Genomic DNA, 18,001 nt, shown 5'->3' with positions numbered 1-18,001 from the left:
GTCCCGCCTATGGCGCGACATCCACATCTCGACAAACACATCGACTCGACATTTACGTCAACTTGACATTTATGTCGAAAAACATGTAATGTTCGATCCAGGCGAGCACTGTCGGTCGCCACCAGAGGAGACGACGCATAATGAATAACGAGCTTGAAATGCCAACACTGGCAACAAGAAAAATCCAGGTCGGAGGCCGCAGCATCCACCTGGCCGAGGCCGGGCAAGGGCCCGCCGTGCTGATGCTGCATGGCGGCGGCCCCGGCGCCTCCGGCGTGTCCAACTACACCAGGAACATCGCGGCGCTGGCCCGGCATTTCCGCGTGCTGGTGCCGGACATGCCCGGCTACGGCCAGTCGACCAAGGGCATCAACCGCAGCGACCCGTTCGGCGACCTGGCCGGCAGCATGGCCGGCCTGCTGGATACCCTGCAGATCGGCAGCGCCCACCTGATCGGCAATTCGCTGGGCGGCGCCTGCGCCTTGCGCCTCGCACTCGACCATCCCGACCGCGCCGCGCGGCTGGTGCTGATGGGGCCAGGCGGCGTGGGCACCACGCGCGCCCTGCCCACCCCGGGCCTGAACCGCCTGTTCGATTACTACAACGGCGACGGTCCCAGCATGGAAAAGCTGACCCGCTTCATCCGCGGCGACCTGGTCTACGACGGCACCAAGGTCAGCGCCGCCGTCATCGCCGAGCGCTACCGCTCCAGCGTCGATCCGGAAGTGATCGCGGCGCCGCCGCTGCGCCGCCCCAAGGGCTGGCCCAGTTTCCGCAAGCTCGACTTCACCCGCGACCCGCGCCTGCAACAGTGCGACACGCCCACACTGGTGCTGTGGGGCACCGAGGACAAGGTCAACCGGCCTTCCGGCGCCAGCGCGCTGCAACAGCGCATGCGCCGCTGCGACGTCCACCTGTTCAGCGAAACGGGCCACTGGGTGCAGTGGGAACGGGCCGCCCAGTTCAACGCCGTCACCACCGCCTTCCTGCTGGAACACGGCGCCGGCCAGCAGGGGCAGCCATGAACGGCAACCGCCCCACCCCCGGCTCGCTGTTCAACGCGGTGCGGATCGGCTACCTGGTGGTCGAATCGAGCCGGCTGGACGACTGGCACCAGTTCGGCCAGGACGCACTCGGCATGGAGCTGGCCCATCGCGACGATCAGCTGCTGGCCTTGCGCATGGACCAGCACCAGCGCCGCCTGATCGTGCAGGCCGGCGCTGCGGAAGACGTGGTCGCCATCGGCTGGCAGCTGCGCGACCAGGACGCGCTGGACGAAGTGCTGGCCCGGCTGCGCGCGCGCCGGATCGCCGTCACCCGCGCCACGGCGGAGCAGGCGCGCACCCGTGGCGTGGCCTCCTTCTGGCAGTGCACCGGTCCCAAGGGCTTGCAGATCGAGCTGTTCACCCTGGCGCTACTGCATGATGGGCCGCTGCGCATGCGCACCAGCGCCTTTGTGACCGGCGAGTCCGGCATGGGCCACGTGGCCATCACGTCGCGCCAGCCGGAAGCCATGCTGGCGTTCTGGCACGACATCTTCGACGCCCGCCACAGCGACGACATCGAGGCCCACATCAGCGGGCTGACGCTCGACATCCGCTTCCTGCGCCTGAACCCGCGCCACCACTCGATCGCCGTGGCCTGCACCCGCGGGCGGCGCATGGACCCGATCCGCACCCGCATCCAGCATTTCAACGTGCAGGCGGCCACGCTGGACGACCTGACGGCGGCCTATGTGCGCTGCCGCCAGCTGGGCTATTCCATCGTACTGGGCATGGGCCAGCACACCAACGACAAGGAACTGTCGTTCTACGTGCGCACGCCGTCGGGCTTCGAGATCGAGTTCGGCTGGCAGCCCATCGTCGTCGATGAACACGACTGGCGGCCCAGCGTCCACCAGGGCATCAGCATCTGGGGCCACCAGCCGCGCCAGACGGTGGCCGACAAGCTGGGCGAACTGGGGCGCGCGCTGCGTTCCCTGGTGGGCAAGGAATTCATGCCCAACGGTTTTTGACACAACACGACAATTGGAGACAACAACATGAATGCCGAATCCGACGCCGCGTTCGAATACGACGTGGTCATTTCCGGCCTGGGGCCGACCGGCCTGACGCTGGCCCACCTGCTGGGCCAGCAGGGCCGCAGCGTGCTGATACTGGAGCGCGAGCCCCAGTTCTACGGCAACGCCCGCGCCGTCTACACGGACGACGAATGCATGCGCATCTTCCAGCACGCCAACCTGGCCCAGGAACTGGCGGACGACATGCTGCTCGACATGCCGTTCCAGTGGGTGCTGCCCGACGGCACGGTGCTGAACCAGTACCGCCACCTGGCACGCCCCTACGGCTGGCCGATCTGCAACCTGTTCTATCAGCCCTTCCTGGAGGAGAAGATGGCGGCCCTGCTGGCGCGCTATCCGTCGGTGCGCCTGCGGCGCGGACGCGAAGTGACCCGCAGCGAACAGGATGGCCAGAGCGTGCAGGTATTCCACCTGGCCAGCCTGAGCCAGCACTACAGCAAAGCGGCACCGCCGGCTGGCACCACACCCGTTCCGCAACCGGGCGAGCAAATGGTGCGGGGTAAGTACTTCGTCGCCTGCGAAGGGGGCCGCAGCGTCACCCGCACCCAGCTCGGCGTCCAGATGACGGGCCAGAGCTTCCCCAACCCGTGGCTGGTGGTCGACATCAAGGAAAACCCCGGCGAGGATTGCCTGCGCCACCTGCCCTACTTCAATTTCTATTGCGACCCGGCCTGCCCCACCGTCAGTTGCCGCCAGCCCAACGGCCACCACCGCTTCGAATTCATGCTGATGCCCGGCCAAAGCCGGGAATACATGGAAGACCCGGCCACGGTGCGCCAGTACCTGTCGCGCTACGTGGACATGGACAAGGTCACCATCCTGCGCCGCCTGGTCTACACCTTCAACGCCCTGGTGGCGCAGGAATGGCGCCGCGGCCGGGTGTTCCTGGCCGGCGACGCGGCCCACATGACGCCGCAATTCATCGGCCAGGGCATGAACGCCGGCGTACGCGATGCCTACAACCTGGCCTGGAAGCTGGACGCGGTGCTGGCCGGCACGGCGGGCGAACAACTGCTCGACACCTACCAGAGCGAACGGCTGCCGCACGCCAAGGCCATGATAGACACGTCCATCCTGATGAAGGACTTCGTGTCCATGTCCAATCCCGTCAAGGCCATGCTGCGCAACGGCCTGGTGCGGCTGATCCAGCACACGCCGGGCTTGCGCACCCTGCTCAGCGAAGCGAAGTTCAAGCCGCAACCGGTCTATGCCCAGGGCGGCTATTTCGGCCTGGCGCGCCGCAAGCGCAGCGGGCCGGAGGGCCGCCTGACGCCGCAGCCCATGGTCCTGACCCGCAACGGCAAGCAGCTGCTGCTGGACCAGGTGACGGGCCACGGCTACGCCCTGATCGGCGCCGGCGTCGATCCGCGCATCCACCTCAAGCCCGCCGACCGGCAGCTGCTCGACGCGCTCGGCACCAGCTACGTGACGCTCTACCCGCACGGCGGCCGTCCACAGGGCACGGTGGCCCGCAACGGCCCGGCCGGACTGGTGGAACTGGAAGACCTGAGCGGCCATGGCGTGGAATGGTTTGCACGCAGCGGCGTGGGCGCGGGCGCCGTGGCCCTGGTCCGGCCGGACAAATTCGCCTTCGGCATGGTCGGCGCGGCGGCGGCCGGCCAACTGGTGGCCGCCTTGCGCACGCAGCTGGGGCAGCCCGAACAGCTGGCAGTCCGGGAGGCCGCATGAACGCTCCTGACCGCAACATACTGGCCGAAGCGGCCGCCGCGCTGGCCCAAGCCCGCGCCAGCGGCGTCACCATCGCCCCCATTACCGTCAGCCACGGCATCGCCGGACTGGAACAGGCCTACGCCGTGGCGGCCATCAACACGGCCGCCCGGCTGGCGCATGGCGCGCGCATCGTGGGCAGCAAGATCGGCCTGACCTCGCTCGCCGTGCAGCAGCAGCTGGGCGTCGACCAGCCCGATTTCGGCGTGCTGTTCGACGACATGGAATATGTCGATGGCGACACCATTCCGGCAGCCCGGCTGCTGCAGCCCAAGGCGGAAGTGGAAATCGCCTTCGTCGTCGGCCAGACCCTGGCCGGCCCCGCCCCCAGCTGGGGCGAGTTCCTGCACTCGCTCGCCTACGCGCTGCCGGCCATCGAAATCGTCGACAGCGCCATCACGGACTGGAAGATCAAGCTGGAAGACACGGTGGCCGACAACGCCTCGTGCGGCGTCTACGTGCTGGGCCACCAGCCTGTCGCGCTGGGACAGCTGTCGCTGGGCGAGGCCGGCATGCAGTTCTACCGCAACGGCCAGCTGGTCTCGATCGGCTCCGGCGCGGCCTGCCTGGGCCACCCCTTGCGCGCGGCCTACTGGCTGGCCCGCACCATGGCCCGCCTGGGCCAGCCCCTGCAGGCCGGCCAGGTGGTGCTGTCCGGGGCGCTCGGCCCCATGGTGCCCATCGCGGCCGGCGACCAGCTGCACGCCATCGTCGGCGGACTTGGCAACGTTGGTTGCCGCCTAATTTGAGGAACACATGACTACTGAAAAAATCAAGGCTGCCATCATCGGCAGCGGCAACATCGGCACCGACCTGATGTTCAAGATCCTGCGCCACGCGGCCCACATCGAGCTTAGCGTCATGGTCGGCATCGACGCCGGCTCCGACGGCCTGGCGCGCGCGGCCCGTCTCGGCGTGGCCACCTGCCACGAGGGCGTCGAAGGACTGCTGCGCATGCCGCAGTTCGCCGACATCGGCATCGTGTTCGACGCCACCTCGGCCAGCGCCCACCACCACAACGACGCGCTGCTGCGGACGGTACGCCCGGACATCATCTGCATCGACCTGACGCCGGCGGCCATCGGCCCGTACTGCGTACCGGTGGTCAATGGCTATGTGTGCAACGAGGCGCTCAACGTCAACATGGTCACCTGCGGCGGCCAGGCCACCATCCCCATGGTGGCGGCGGTGGCGCGGGTGGCCACGGTCCATTATGCGGAGATCATCGCCTCGATCGCGAGCCGCTCGGCCGGCCCGGGCACCCGCGCCAATATCGACGAGTTCACGGAAACCACGTCGCGCGCCATCGAAACGGTGGGCGGCGCGCGCAAGGGCAAGGCCATCATCATCCTTAACCCGGCCGAACCGCCCATGATCATGCGCGACACCGTCTACACCCTGAGCGAGCTGGCCGACGAAGCGGCCATCGCCGATTCGGTGGCCACCATGGCCGCCGCCGTGCAGGCCTATGTGCCGGGCTACCGGCTCAAGCAGCAAGTCCAGTTCGACCGCATCGGCCCCGGCCAGGCGATCAACATTCCCGGCATCGGCCCGCGCATGAGCGGCCTGAAAACCTCGATCTTCCTCGAGGTGGAAGGCGCCGCCCATTACCTGCCGGCCTACGCCGGCAACCTCGACATCATGACCAGCGCCGCCCTGCGCGCCGCCGAACACATGGCGCAGCGCCGGCGCAACGCCGCCACCACCGCCACTCCCTGGAGCCAGCAATGAACAAGAAACTGTATATTTCCGACGTCACCCTGCGCGATGGCAGCCACGCCATACGGCACCAGTACAGCCTGGCGCAGATGCAGCAGATCGCCCGCGCGCTCGACGCCGCCGGCGTCGATTCGATCGAAGTGGCCCATGGCGACGGCCTGCAGGGCGGCAGCTTCAATTACGGTTTCGGCGCCCATACGGACGTGGAATGGATCGCGGCCGTGGCCGAAGTCGTGCAGCACGCGCGGATCGCCACCCTGATGTTGCCCGGCATCGCCACCCTGCACGACCTGCGCGCCGCGTACGATGCGGGCGCGCGCGTGGTGCGCGTGGCCACCCACTGCACCGAGGCCGATATCGCGCGCCAGCACATCGAGTATGCGCGCGAGCTGGGCATGGACGCCGTCGGCTTCCTGATGATGAGCCATATGCAAAGCCCGCAAGGCCTGGCCGACCAGGCCAAGCTGATGGAAAGCTACGGCGCCACCTGCTGCTACGTGGTCGATTCCGGCGGCGCGCTGGGCATGGCCGACGTGCGCGACCGCTTCCGCGCCTTCAAGGACACGCTGCGGCCGGAAACGCAGACCGGCATCCACGCCCACCACAACCTCAGTCTCGGCGTGGCCAACAGCATCGTCGCCGTGGAGGAAGGCTGCGACCGCATCGACGCCAGCCTGGCCGGCATGGGCGCCGGGGCCGGCAATGCGCCGCTGGAAGTGTTCATCGCCGCCGCCGCCCGCCTGGGCTGGGACCACGGCTGCGACCTGTTCGCACTGATGAACGCGGCCGACGATATCGTGCGGCCGCTGCAGGACCGGCCGGTGCGGGTCGACCGCGAAACGCTGGCCCTGGGCTATGCCGGCGTCTACAGCAGCTTCCTGCGCCACTCGGAGGCGGCGGCCGCCAAATACGGCCTGGCGACGATGGACATCCTGGTCGAACTGGGCCGCCGCCGCATGGTGGGCGGACAGGAAGACATGATCGTCGATGTCGCCCTGGACCTGCTCAAGGCGCGCGACGCCGGCTCGCCAGTGGAGGTGGCCCGATGAACAAGTCCAGACCAACCATGCGCCATCTGGCGACGGCGTCGCACCCCATGGACAAGCACCGCAACGCCGTCCTGCTCATGGCGCGCATCCTGATGGCGCTGATCTTCATCGCGGCCGGCGCCGACAAGATGGGCCGTTATGCCGCCACGGTGACGATGATGCAGGCGGCGGGGGTCTCCGGCGCGCTGCTGCCGGCAGTGATCGTGCTGGAACTGGGCGGCGGCCTGGCCATCCTGCTGGGCGCCCGGACACGTCCGGCGGCGCTGGGCCTGGCCGTGTTCTGCATCGTTTCAGCCGCCCTGTTCCACCACAATTTCGGAGATGCGCTGCAGGCGGCCATGTTCATGAAAAACCTGGCGATGGCCGGCGGCTTCCTGGCGCTGGCCGTGGCCGGGGCAGGCGCTGCCAGCGTCGATGCGCGCCGCCAGGCCGTCCGGGCGGCGCCGCACACCGGATTCTGATCGAATCCGAACTTACGCCGCCTGGCCGCGCGAAGTTGCAGGCCAGGCGGCGCTGTCAGTCGCGCTTGCGTGCGGGCTGCGATGCCGGCCCGTCCGTCCCGGTATCGGCTGCCGTCGAATGACGGTCCACATCCAGCCGGAAGTAATCGATGACGGCGCGGAACGGCGCCGTGGCCAAGCGCTCCCGTTCCTTCGCCAACTCCTCGCGCGAGCGCACGGGGAGCGTCGCCGGCTTCTTCCGGCCATTTATGTCAGTCATTAACAGCAGCATGTCAGTCTCCTCGTCGCGCAATAATCAAGAAGCGAACCAGGGGCCCAGCGCGCGCAGGCTCTCTTCGCTCAACTCGCCGGCCGCCGCGGCCAGCCGCAAGCGTCCCAGCAGGTAGTCGGCACGGGCCTGCAGCAGCTCCCGTTCCGCCACCGCCACGCGCTGCTCGGCATCGAGCACGTCGAGCACGGTGCGGGTGCCCACGTCGCGCCCCAGGCTGGTGGCCTGCAGCGCGCTGCGCGCCGACACCAGCGCCTGCTCCAGCGCCGCCACCCGCGCCACGCCCGTGGTGACGGCCAGATAACCCTCCTGTACCTTCAGGCGCACGTCGCGCCGGGCCGCGTCCAGCTCCCGCTCCGCCTGCGTGCGGCGGGCCGCCGCCTCGCGCTGGCGCGAATCGAGCCCGCCGCCCGCGTACAGCGGCACGTTCAATTGCAGCCCGATGGAGGCGCTGCGCTCGCCGTTGGGCGCCACCAGCGCCGACAGGCCGCCGCTCTGGTTCTTGCTGCCGTAGCTGGCCACCAGGTCCACCGTGGGCCGGGCCATCAGCCGGTTCTTGTCGAGCTCCGCTCCCGCGATTTCCAGCGCCGAGCGCTGGCTGCGGACCTGGGTGTTGGCCGCCTCGCCACGGACCTGCCAGGCCGCCAGGTTGGCCGGTTCCGGCTGGCGCGGTGCAAAGCCGGGCGCCAGCGGCGCCAGTTGCTGCGGCGCGGCCCCCACCGTTTCGCGGAACTGCGCCTGGCGCAGTTCCAGCAGGGACTGGGCCGTCAGCAAGCGGGCCTGGACGCCGTCCAGCCGCGCCTGCGCTTCGTGCACTTCGGTGATCTTGCCGTGGCCGACTTCGAAACGGGCCTGGGCGCGGTCGCGCTGCTGCAGCACCGCCGCGTGTTCAGCCTGCTCCACCCGCAGCGCCTCCTGCGCCACCACCACGCCCAGGTAGACTTCGGCCACCCGCAAGGCCAGCGCCTCGCGCTCGGCGTCGAAGCGGGTCGCGGCCAGCACGCTCTGCTCGTGCAACTGGCGCCGGCTGGCGCGCGCGCCCTGCTGGTACAGCGGCTGCACCAGCTGCAGCGTGGCCTGGCGAGCGGTGCCGCTGCTGTCGGTCGGCAGCAGGGTCGCCGCCTCGGCCGGCAGGTCGCTGTTCATATGCTCGTGCATGCGGTTCACGCCGGCCAGCAGGTTCAGGCGCGGCTTGAGCAAGGCGTCGCCCTGCACCGCCAGCTCGCGTCCGGCCTCCAGCGCGGCGTCGGCCGCCAGGCTGGTGGGGTCGTTGTGCAGGGCCTGGCGGTAGGCGCCCACCAGGTCCAGCACCTGGGCCCCGGCCGCCTGCGGCGCCAGGGTCAGCACCGCGGACGCGGCCAGCAGCAGGCTGCCGGTCCAATGATTCAACTGTTTCATTTCTATCTCCTATCAGGTGGTGGCTCTCAGCCTCTCAGGCCGCGTCGGGGCGCACGGCCCGGTAGCACGCCGCGTACAGCGCCGGCAGGAACAGCAGCGTCAACAGCGTCGCCACCGCCAGGCCGCCCATGATGGCCCAGGCCATCGGGCCCCAGAACACCGATTCCGTCAGCGGCACCATGGCCAGGATGGCGGCCAGCGCCGTCAGCACGATGGGGCGCAGGCGGCGCACGGCTGCCTCCACGATCGCCGTCCACAGGGGCACGCCCTGCTCCACGTCCTGGTCGATCTGCACCACCAGGATCACCGAGTTGCGGATGATCATCCCGGCCAGTGCGATCACGCCCAGCATGGCGACGAAGCCGAACGGGATACGGAACGCGGCCATGATCGCGGCCACGCCGATCAGGCCCAGCGGCGCCGTCAGCAGCACCAGCACCATCTTCTTCATGTCCTGCAGCTGTATCATCAGCAGCACCAGCACGGCGATCAGGGTGACCGGCATCACGGCGAACACGGAGTGCTGCGCCTTGGCGCTCGATTCGGCGGCGCCGCCCACTTCGATGCCGTAGCCGAGCGGCAGATCCTTGTTCATCGCCTCCAGCTTGGGCCACAGCGCGCCCGTCACGTCCGGCGCCTGCGCGCCTTCGATGTCGGCCCGCACCGTCAGGGTCGGGATGCGGTTACGGCGCCACAATTCGCTTTCCTCGCTGTCGAGCGACAGGCGGGCCACTTGCGATACGGGCACGAACTTGCCGTCACGCAGATAGATCTTGGCGTCCTTCAGGTTGTTCAGGTCGGTGCGCTCGGCGGCCACCAGGCGCGCCATCACGGCAATCGACTGGTCGTCCTCGCGGTACTGGGTGATCGGGGTGCCCGACAGCGACGCTTCCAGCGCCGTCTTGATCTGGATCGAGCTCACGCCCAGTGCGCGTGCCTTGTCCTGGTCGACGTCCACCCGCACCCGCTTGACGCGCTCGCCCCAGTCCTCGTTCACGGCCCGCACGTGGGGATTGGCGCGCACGATGGCGCCTGCCCTGGCGGCGATCTCGCGCACCTTGGCCGGATCGTTGCCGAATACGCGGAACTGCACGGGATAGCCGACCGGCGGCCCGTTCTCGAGCCGGTTGACGCGGCCACGCACGTTGGCAAAGCGCTTCTCGAACAGCTGGCGCAGCTTGACGACCACGCGTTCGCGCGCCTCGCCGCCCTTGGTCATGACCATCATCTCGCCCAGGTTCAGGTTGGGCGTCTGCACGTCCAGCGGCAGGTAGAAGCGCGGTGCGCCGTCGCCCACGAAGCTGGTCACGGCCTCGATGTCGGGATCGCCCTTGAGCAGCGTCTCCAGCTGGCGCACTTCGCGTTCGCTGGCCTCGAAGGTGGAGGCCTTGGGCATCCACATATCGACCATCAGTTCGCCGCGGTCCGACGCGGGGAAGAACTGCTGCGGCACGGCCTTGAACAGCATCAGCGAACCGGCGAACAGCAGCAGCGTGAAGCCGATCACCAGGCCGCGGTGGCGCAGGCAGAAGTCGACCACGTGGCGGAACTTGAGGTAGAAGCCGCGCTGGTAGACCGCGTCCTCGTCATGGTGGGCGTGCGGCTCTTCCTTGAGCAGCTTGAAGCCGATGTAGGGCGTAAACACCACTGCCACCACCCATGACAGGATCAGCGCGATGCCCACCACCTGGAACAGCGAATAGACGTATTCACCCGTGCCCGACTTGGCGAAACCCACCGGCAGGAAGCCGGCCGCCGTGATCAGGGTACCGGTCAGCATGGGGAAGGCGGTCGCCGTGTAGGCATAGGTGGCAGCGCGGAACTTGTCCCAGCCCTGCTCGAGCTTGAGCGCCATCATTTCCACCGCGATGATGGCGTCGTCCACCAGCAGGCCCAGGGCGATGATCAGCGCGCCCAGCGAAATGCGCTGCAGGTCGATACCGAGCATATACATCACGAGGAAGGTCATGCCCAGCACCAGCGGAATGCACAGCGCCACCACCAGGCCGGTGCGCACGCCCAGCGAGAAGAAGCTCACGGCCAGCACGATCAGCACCGCCTCGGCCAGGCTCTTCTTGAATTCATGCACGGAATGCGCCACCACGTGCGGCTGGTCGCTCACGGCGTGCAGCTGCACGCCCACCGGCAGGCTGGCCTGGATGCGCTTGACGGTCGCGTCGAGCTGCTGTCCCAGGTGGATCACATCGCCGCCCTTGCGCATGCTGACGGCCAGGCCCAGGGCCTGCTGGCCGTTGAAGCGCATGCGCGCCACGGCCGGCTCGGCGAAACCGCGCCGCACGTCGGCGATATCGCCCAGGCGAAAGGTGCGCTGGCCGGCGCGGATGCCGATGGCGCGGATGTTCTCGACCGAGTCGAACTCGCCGCTGACGGTCAGGCGCACCTGTTCGTTGGTGGTCTGCACGGCGCCGGCGGCGGCCACCGCGTTGGTCTGGGCCAGGGTGGCGGCGATCAGGGCCGGATCCAGTCCCAGCGACGCCAGCTTGGCGGTCGAGGTTTCGACGTAGATCTTTTCCTCCTGCTTGCCCAGCAGTTCGACCTTGTTGACGTCGGCCACCCGCAGGAATTCGTTGCGGGCCGCGTCGGCCATCTTGCGCAGGTCGGCGTAGTTGAAGCCGTCGCCCGTGACGGCGTACATATTGCCGAAGGTGTCGCCGAATTCATCGTTATAGAACGGGCCTTGCACGCCTTGCGGCAGGCTTTGCCGGATGTCGCCCAGCTTCTTGCGCACCTGGTACCACACGTCCGGCACGCGCGAGGGCGGCACCGCTTCGCGCAGGTTGATCTTGATCTGGGTTTCGCCCGGCTTGACGTAGGTCGACATGTAGTCGATCTCGGCCACGCCCTGCAGCTTGCGCTCCATCAGGTCGGTCACCTGGTCGGCCATCTGCTGGGCCGAGCTGCCGGGCCAGTAGGTTTGCACCACCATGGTCTTGATGGTGAATTCCGGGTCTTCCTTCTGACCCAGGCTGTTGTAGGCCAGGATGCCGGCCACGCTCAGTAGCAGCAGCAGGAAAGCCACCATTTGCTGGTGCTTGAGCGCCCATTCGGACAGGTTGAGGCCTTTCATTTGCCACCTCCCGTGGCCGCCGCCGCTTCCGGCTGGACCAGCTGGCCCGGCTGCAGCATGTGGACGCCGGCGCTGACCACGGTCTCGCCGCCGGCCAGGCCGCTGGTCACCAGCACGCTGTCGCTCTGGGCGCCGCCCAGCTGCACGGTGCGCGCCGCCACCCGGTGCGACTTGGCGTCCACCAGCCACACCTGGCTTTGCTTGCCCTGGTCGACGATGGCCGTCAGCGGCAGGCGGATGGCCGTGCGGCCGTCCGCTTCCGGCGTGGCCACGCTGGCCGTCATGCCCAGCCGCAGCAGGGCCGGGTCGGGCTGTTCTATCGTGACGCGGGCCGAATAGGTGCGCGTCACGCTGTCGGTATCGGGCGCCAGCTGGCGCAAGGTGCCGCGCCACGACTGGCCCGGATGGGCCCACACCGTCACCTGCAGGGTGCGCGCGTTGCGCAATTCGTCCACGCGCGACTCGGGCACGCTGATGGCCACTTCACGCTCGCCGTCGGCCGCCAGCGATACCACCGGCTGACCGGCGGCCACCACCTGGCCCGCTTCGGCGTTGATGGCGCTGACCACGCCGTCGCGGTCGGCCACCAGCGTCGTGTAGCCGCGCAGGTTGGTGTTGAGCTGCTCGCGCGCCTGGGCCGCGCGCAACTGCGCCACGGCCTGGTCGAGCACCAGGCGTTGCTGGTCCACTTCGGCCTGGGCGGCGAAATTGCGGCCTTGCAGCTGCTGCAGGCGCTGCAGGTCGACGCGCGCCTGGGCCACCCGGCTGCGGGCCGCATCGGTATCGGCGCCCGCGGCCGTGACCTGCAACTGCTCCTGGGCCGTATCGAGCTGCAGCAGCGGCTGGCCGGCCCGCACGTGGCTGCCCACCTCCACCAGGCGCGTCACGATCTTGCCGGCGGTGCGGAAGCCCAGCTGGCTTTCGTAGCGGGCCCGGACTTCGCCCGAGTAGGCCGCGCCCAGCGCGCCCGTCGAATGACCGGCCACCACGGTGCGCACGGGACGCACTTCTTCATGGGCAGGCGCCGGCGCCTGGGTGCATCCTGCCAGCAGCTGGGCCGCGATGACGGCGAGGGTTGCCGTTTGATAATACTTTTTCAATTTCCATCCTCCTGTCGGGGTCTGACGCCGCCCATCAGGGCCGGCAAAGGTATTTAATAACGGCAATATATACCATAACGACGCATTTGTCATTATGACGTTCCGTACATTTTAGAAAATTATTCAGAATGACGGATGGACGCGGGCCGCGCAGGCGTACGGATGCCGCGCCGGCATGACAGGAATGCAAGAAAATGGGAAATGGAAGAGGCGAAGTGCGCGGAGCGCGCGGCCCGGCAGGCCAGGCGAAGGAAAGGCGAAGGAAAGGGGCAACCCGGTGGCCGCCCTGGTGCGGAGGCGGCCCATTCGGCCGCCAGGGTCAGCTCTCGGCGCTGGCCGCCGTGAAGCGTGCCTGGGCCCTGGCCAGCAGCGACTCGTCCGGCACGCTCAGGCGGGGCAATGGCACGGCCGTCAGCTGTGCCGCCTCGGCGCTGCTCATGCCCAGCGAGCGCAAGATCGCTTGCACGATCTGTTCCGGATAATCCTTGGCGATGCGGCCCTGGGCCATGCGCGCCAACGCCACCAATACCGTCCCTTTGATGACGTCAACGGCGACCGGCAACGCAACGGCGTCGAACCGCCCGCTCTTGACGCCCTCCTCCAGGTCGGGCGGCAGCACGTCGTACAACACGCTCTTGGCGCCTGCCACCCGCAGGCCGGCGCTGGAAACGAAGCGCGCCACCAGCCGGCAGGAGCGGGCCAGGTGCAGATAGCAGCGGATCGCCGTGGCCACCCGCAGCGCCGGCTCTTCGACGGTGCCCACCACGGCTTCGATCAGCAGCAGCATTTCGTTGTTGATCTCGTCGCTGACGGCGATCAGCAGATCGTCATTGGTGCGGAAATAGTTATAGAACGAGCCTTGCGACACTTCGGCCGCCGCCACGACGTCGGGAATCACGCTGGCGCCCACGCCTTTTTGCGCAAAGACGATCAGCGCGCTTTCGATCAGGCGCTTGCGCATGCGTTCGCGGCGTTCGGCGGCTACGCGGGTGCGGTGGTCGGGCGGTGGGGCGGCAACGGGCATCGTGGTGGTCCAGGCAGTGAGTTCGGCTGCGATGATACCAGATTCGCCGAACCGTCAGCCTGACACCGGACATTATCTCCGCTCGACTTGCGCCCGCAGCAGCAAGGCACTGTCGGGCAGCGCCAGGGCCGGCAGCGGCAAGGCGACGATGCGCTGCGCCTCGGCGCTGTCCACGCCCAGCCCCTGCAGCATCTGGCATACGCTCTGCTCGGGATAGTCGTGCTGCAGCGTTTCGCTGGCCAGCGCGTAGGCCGCGCTCAGCACCACCCCCGCCACCAGATCCACGGCCACCCGCTGCTCGACATGACGAAACAGCTGGGCACCTATGCCGGTGGCGATGTCGCGCGTCAGGAAGCGCAGTCCCAGCAGGCTGCTGTTGGCAGTCGGGAACGGCAGGCGCGACAAAAAGGCGCCGAAGTGGGGGAACTGGGTGATCGCGTGCAGCTGCAGGCGCGCCCCGCAGGCCACCCGCTCGACTGGACTGGCCAGCCGCTGCACCAGCGGATCGATGGCGCGTATCAGTTCGTTGTTGATCTCGGCGGCCAGCGCGGCCAGCAATTCCTCGTTGGTGCGGAAGTAGTTATAGAAGGAGCCGCGCGCCATGCCGGCCTGCGCGATGACATCCTCGATGACGGCCTGCGGCCCCTTGCGGGAAAACACGAACAGCGCGCTCTCCAGCAGCCGGCCGCGGGTTCTCTCCCGACGTTCGGCCGCGACCCGCGTGCGGTGATTCGGTGTGTTCTCTGGTTTCATAATCTGCCTTGTGCGGCGCCGCCGATGCGGCTCCATGGGCTAGATTATACGAAAATTCCAGTTGACATCAAAGTCATTCTGACGATAATGTCACTTTTAAACGATAATTGATCGCCTTCCCGGCGAACCTGCCCACCAGGAGACACCATGACCGCATCTTCGCGCGCCACGCTGCGCACACCGCCCGCCTACCCGGAACACGCCCTGCCGCCGGTGGTACAAAAGCTGGAACGGCCGGCCGCCCTGGTCAAGGCCGACGCCCTGGCCTTCCTCATGTTCGAGAAGTGTAACTTCGACGCAACAGAGAACTTCCTCACCGACTTCGGCATGAGCACGGTGACGCGCAGCGCAGACCAGTTGCAAATGCGCGGCAACGGCCCGGCCCCCTGCCTCTACCTGGCGCGCCGCGGCGCCGCCTCGCGCTACCTGGGCGCCGCCTTCAGCGTGGCCGGCGAGGCCGAACTGGCCACGCTGGAACGGCAGGCCGGCGCGCGCCGCCTGCCGCCCGGCGCCGTCCCTGGCGGCGGCAGCGGCGTCGAACTGGTCGACCCGGCCGGCAACCTGCTGTGGCTCGTCTGCGGCCAACAGACGGTGGCGCCGCTGCCGCTGCGCGCGCCGCTGCACCCGCACACCAACAGCGTCGGCCACCTGCCGCGCATTAACGCCACGGTGCGCCCGCCGCTGGAGCCGGCCGCCATCGCCCGCCTGGGCCACGTGGTGATGCAAACCGCCGACTTCCCCACCATGGCGCAGTGGTATATGCGCCACCTGGGCCTGATCCCCACCGACGTGCAGTACCTGGAGGACGGCTCGCCCAACCTGTGCTTCTTCCGGCTCGACCTGGGCGCCACGCCGGCCGACCACCACAGCTTCGTGCTGGCCGGCGGCATCGAGGAGAAATATGAGCACAGCGCCTACGAAGTGGTCGACCTGGACGCGCTGGGCCAGGGCCACAACGTGCTGCGCGCCAATGGCCACCGCCACATGTGGGGCATCGGCCGCCACGTGCTGGGCAGCCAGCTGTTCGACTACTGGTACGACCCGGACGGCATGGAGTTCGAGCACTACACGGACGGCGACGTCTTCACGGCCGACTATCCCACCCACTACGTGCCGCTGGAGCTGTCAGGCATCTGGGCCTGGGGCGACGACGTGCCGGCCTCGATGGGCGTGCAGCGCGACCTGGGCACCGTGTTCAAGGTGCTGCGCCTGCTGTGGCGGGGCCGGCTGTCGGCCGCGCGCCTCAAGCTGCTGGGCCGCGCCATGGGCCGTCCCCGTCCCTGGCTGTAAGGCAGCCGTCCCCCATCCATTCCAACAACAGAGCAACAGGAGAACATCATGGCAATTACGGTCGTACACTATCTGCACGAGGGAGTTCCGGGCTGGGGTGTGGTGCATGGGCAGCGCATCGCGCCGCTGCCGTGCCGCCACGCCAGCACCGCCGGTTTCGTCAACGAAGGCATGGAGCTGGCGCGCGCCAGCACGCCGGCCCGAGCCACGTTGCCGCTGGCCCAGGTGACGCTGCTGTCGCCCATCACGCGCGACCGCCAGTTCCTGTGCCAGGGTATCAATTACGCCAGCCATGTGCGCGAATCGGGCATGGACCCGGCGCGCATCGGTTTCAACACCATGTTCACCAAGGCGCCCTCGTCGCTGACGTCGGCCTACGACAACGTGGTGCGACCGGCCCACGTGCGCCTGCTCGACTACGAGATCGAACTGGGCCTGGTCATGCGGCGTCCGTTGCGCGGGGCCGCCACCATCGGCGCCGGCGAACTGCACCACTGGCTGGCCGGCGTCACCATCGTCAACGACATCTCGGCGCGCGACGTGCAGCTGCCGCAGGGCCAGTTCTACAAGGGCAAGAGCTACCGCACCTTCGGTCCGGCCGGCCCCTACCTGCTGCTGCTGGACGCCGAGGAATGGCTGCGCTGGCCGGAGCTGCGCATGCAGCTGGCCGTCAATGGCCAGCCGCGCCAGGACAGCTACTGCGGCGACATGATCTACAAGCCGCACCAGACCCTCACCGAGCTGTCGGCCCTGCACGACCTGGAACCGGGCGACCTGATCGCCACCGGCACCCCGGCCGGCTGCGCCGCGCGCGCGCCGGGCAAGCTGGCCATGTGGCTGATGCGCCATGTGCTGTCGGACGCCACCAAATGGCGTTTGTTCATCCAGAAGGGGCTGGGCAACCCGGCCTACCTGCAGCCGGGCGACATCATCACGGCCGCCATCCGCAGCGACGACGGCCGGCTCGACCTGGGCGAACAGCGCAACCGGGTGGTGGCGGCATGAGCGGCCCCTGCCTGGCTGCCGCCGTCGAGCAGTTCGGCGACACCCGGCGCCTGCAAGTGCATGCCGTGCCGCTGCCGCAGCCGCGCGCCGGCCAGATCGTGGTGCAGGTGGCCGCCGCCGCCGTCAATCCGATCGACGTGCGGCGCCGCGCCGGCTACGGCCGCAAGCTGCTGGGATTGATGGGCGCGGCCCGCCTGCCACTGGTGCTGGGCAGCGACTTCGCCGGCACCGTGTGCGCGGTCGGCCCCGGCGTGGCCGGCTGGCGCGAGGGCGACGCCGTGTTCGGCGCCAAGCCACCGTCGCGCCAGGGCACGCACGCCACCCATGTGGCGCTCGACGCCAGCCACGCGCTGGCGCAGCCGGCCGGCGTCGGCGCCGCGCTGCTGGCCACCCTGCCCTACAACTTCCTGACCGTGTGCCGCGCCCTGGACGGCGCCGGCATCACGCGCGCCAGCGTGCAAGGCCGCAAGGTGCTGGTGCATGGCGCTTCGGGCGGCCTGGGCATGATCGCCCTGCCCCTGTTGAAGCAGATGGGCGCCCACGTCACGGCGATTGCCGGCAGCCAGGGTTCGGCCGCCTGCGGCGCCGCCGGCGCCGATCTGGTACTGAACCGGCACAGCCAGGCGCTGGAATCGCTGCCCCGGCACTTCGCCGCCACCCTCAATTTCGCCAACTGGGACGACGACGCCCGGCTGGTGGCGTTGCTGGCGCCGGACGCAGCGGGCCATGCCACCACGGTCCATCCGCTGCTTGGATTGTTCGACCGCCACGGCCTGGTGGGCGGTGCGCTGGCCGCGCTGTACCGCAAGCGGCGCAGCGCCGCCGGGGTGCCGCGCGGGGCGTGCTACGCCTGGACCGTGTTCCGGCCGGACCCCGATGCGCTGATCCGCCTGGCCGCATACGCCGCCGCATTGCCGGTCGTGCCGTCACCGCAGGGCTACCGCCTGGTCGACGTGGCCGCCGCCCATCACCACGTCGAACAGCGCCGCCCCGGCCGCGCCGTGCTGCTGCCCACCACCTACTGACTTGCCCCACTAC

16 protein-coding genes are annotated in these 18,001 nt (G+C 68.7%); 10 read left to right on the top strand and 6 right to left on the bottom strand.

Going from position 1 to position 18,001, the window contains the following annotated elements; all coding sequences use genetic code 11:
- Positions 1–158 precede the first annotated feature (158 nt).
- Genes AC3WOS_RS24380 through AC3WOS_RS24350 form a run of 7 tightly spaced genes read left to right on the top strand, consistent with a single transcriptional unit; the run spans position 159 to position 7,037 of the window.
- Positions 159–1,025 (top strand): alpha/beta fold hydrolase, encoded by an 867-nt coding sequence (locus AC3WOS_RS24380; RefSeq protein ID WP_492719370.1) that lies wholly within the window; start codon positions 159–161, stop codon positions 1,023–1,025.
- On the top strand, positions 1,022–2,014 hold the full coding sequence (locus AC3WOS_RS24375; protein ID WP_492719368.1) for a VOC family protein: 993 nt from the start codon (positions 1,022–1,024) through the stop codon (positions 2,012–2,014). Before AC3WOS_RS24380 ends, AC3WOS_RS24375 begins: the two co-directional genes overlap by 4 nt.
- Positions 2,015–2,041: 27 nt before the next feature.
- A complete protein-coding gene (gene mhpA / locus AC3WOS_RS24370; protein WP_492719366.1) occupies positions 2,042–3,769 on the top strand; it encodes a bifunctional 3-(3-hydroxy-phenyl)propionate/3-hydroxycinnamic acid hydroxylase MhpA in 1,728 nt (575 codons plus the stop codon).
- Positions 3,766–4,557: a 2-keto-4-pentenoate hydratase gene (locus tag AC3WOS_RS24365; protein WP_492719364.1), complete on the top strand. Its 792-nt coding sequence runs from the start codon at positions 3,766–3,768 to the stop codon at positions 4,555–4,557. Before mhpA ends, AC3WOS_RS24365 begins: the two co-directional genes overlap by 4 nt.
- A 7-nt stretch (positions 4,558–4,564) precedes the next feature.
- Positions 4,565–5,539 carry an acetaldehyde dehydrogenase (acetylating) gene (locus AC3WOS_RS24360; RefSeq protein WP_492719362.1) on the top strand — a complete coding sequence of 325 codons (975 nt, stop codon included), beginning with the start codon at positions 4,565–4,567 and terminating at the stop codon, positions 5,537–5,539.
- Positions 5,536–6,576, top strand: a complete 1,041-nt coding sequence (dmpG, locus tag AC3WOS_RS24355; RefSeq protein WP_492719360.1) for a 4-hydroxy-2-oxovalerate aldolase — start codon at positions 5,536–5,538, stop codon at positions 6,574–6,576. Before AC3WOS_RS24360 ends, dmpG begins: the two co-directional genes overlap by 4 nt.
- The gene (locus AC3WOS_RS24350) at positions 6,573–7,037 is read left to right on the top strand and encodes a DoxX family protein (protein ID WP_492719358.1); all 465 of its coding nucleotides are present in this window, start codon (positions 6,573–6,575) and stop codon (positions 7,035–7,037) included. The genes dmpG and AC3WOS_RS24350 overlap by 4 nt, the downstream gene beginning before the upstream one ends.
- Positions 7,038–7,092: 55 nt before the next feature.
- On the opposite strand, the gene AC3WOS_RS24345 is transcribed toward AC3WOS_RS24350, so the two are convergent.
- The 6 genes from AC3WOS_RS24345 to AC3WOS_RS24320 form a co-directional block, all read right to left on the bottom strand.
- Positions 7,093–7,308 carry a hypothetical protein gene (locus AC3WOS_RS24345; protein WP_492719356.1) on the bottom strand — a complete coding sequence of 72 codons (216 nt, stop codon included), beginning with the start codon at positions 7,306–7,308 and terminating at the stop codon, positions 7,093–7,095.
- A gap of 24 nt (positions 7,309–7,332) precedes the next feature.
- The gene (locus AC3WOS_RS24340; protein WP_492719354.1) at positions 7,333–8,703 is read right to left on the bottom strand and encodes a TolC family outer membrane protein; all 1,371 of its coding nucleotides are present in this window, start codon (positions 8,701–8,703) and stop codon (positions 7,333–7,335) included.
- Between the two features lie 34 nt (positions 8,704–8,737).
- A complete protein-coding gene (locus tag AC3WOS_RS24335) occupies positions 8,738–11,791 on the bottom strand; it encodes an efflux RND transporter permease subunit (RefSeq protein WP_492719352.1) in 3,054 nt (1,017 codons plus the stop codon).
- A complete protein-coding gene (locus AC3WOS_RS24330) occupies positions 11,788–12,891 on the bottom strand; it encodes an efflux RND transporter periplasmic adaptor subunit (RefSeq protein WP_492719350.1) in 1,104 nt (367 codons plus the stop codon). The genes AC3WOS_RS24335 and AC3WOS_RS24330 overlap by 4 nt, the downstream gene beginning before the upstream one ends.
- A 319-nt stretch (positions 12,892–13,210) precedes the next feature.
- The gene (locus AC3WOS_RS24325) at positions 13,211–13,915 is read right to left on the bottom strand and encodes a TetR/AcrR family transcriptional regulator (protein WP_492719348.1); all 705 of its coding nucleotides are present in this window, start codon (positions 13,913–13,915) and stop codon (positions 13,211–13,213) included.
- Between the two features lie 72 nt (positions 13,916–13,987).
- Positions 13,988–14,668: a TetR/AcrR family transcriptional regulator gene (locus AC3WOS_RS24320; protein WP_492719346.1), complete on the bottom strand. Its 681-nt coding sequence runs from the start codon at positions 14,666–14,668 to the stop codon at positions 13,988–13,990.
- Positions 14,669–14,815: 147 nt separating this feature from the next.
- On the opposite strand from AC3WOS_RS24320, the gene AC3WOS_RS24315 reads away from it, so the two are divergent.
- From AC3WOS_RS24315 to AC3WOS_RS24305, 3 genes are read left to right on the top strand one after another with little or no spacing between them, the layout of a single operon-like run.
- Positions 14,816–15,958 (top strand): VOC family protein, encoded by a 1,143-nt coding sequence (locus AC3WOS_RS24315; protein ID WP_492719344.1) that lies wholly within the window; start codon positions 14,816–14,818, stop codon positions 15,956–15,958.
- Positions 15,959–16,006: 48 nt separating this feature from the next.
- Positions 16,007–16,963 (top strand): fumarylacetoacetate hydrolase family protein, encoded by a 957-nt coding sequence (locus AC3WOS_RS24310; protein WP_492719342.1) that lies wholly within the window; start codon positions 16,007–16,009, stop codon positions 16,961–16,963.
- Positions 16,960–17,988: an alcohol dehydrogenase catalytic domain-containing protein gene (locus AC3WOS_RS24305; RefSeq protein WP_492719341.1), complete on the top strand. Its 1,029-nt coding sequence runs from the start codon at positions 16,960–16,962 to the stop codon at positions 17,986–17,988. The genes AC3WOS_RS24310 and AC3WOS_RS24305 overlap by 4 nt, the downstream gene beginning before the upstream one ends.
- Positions 17,989–18,001: the final 13 nt, after the last annotated feature.

The organism is Rugamonas sp. FW305-51 (genome assembly GCF_058786935.1).
Note: the sequence above shows the minus strand (reverse complement) of the source record. Positions and strands in the feature narration are given on the sequence as shown.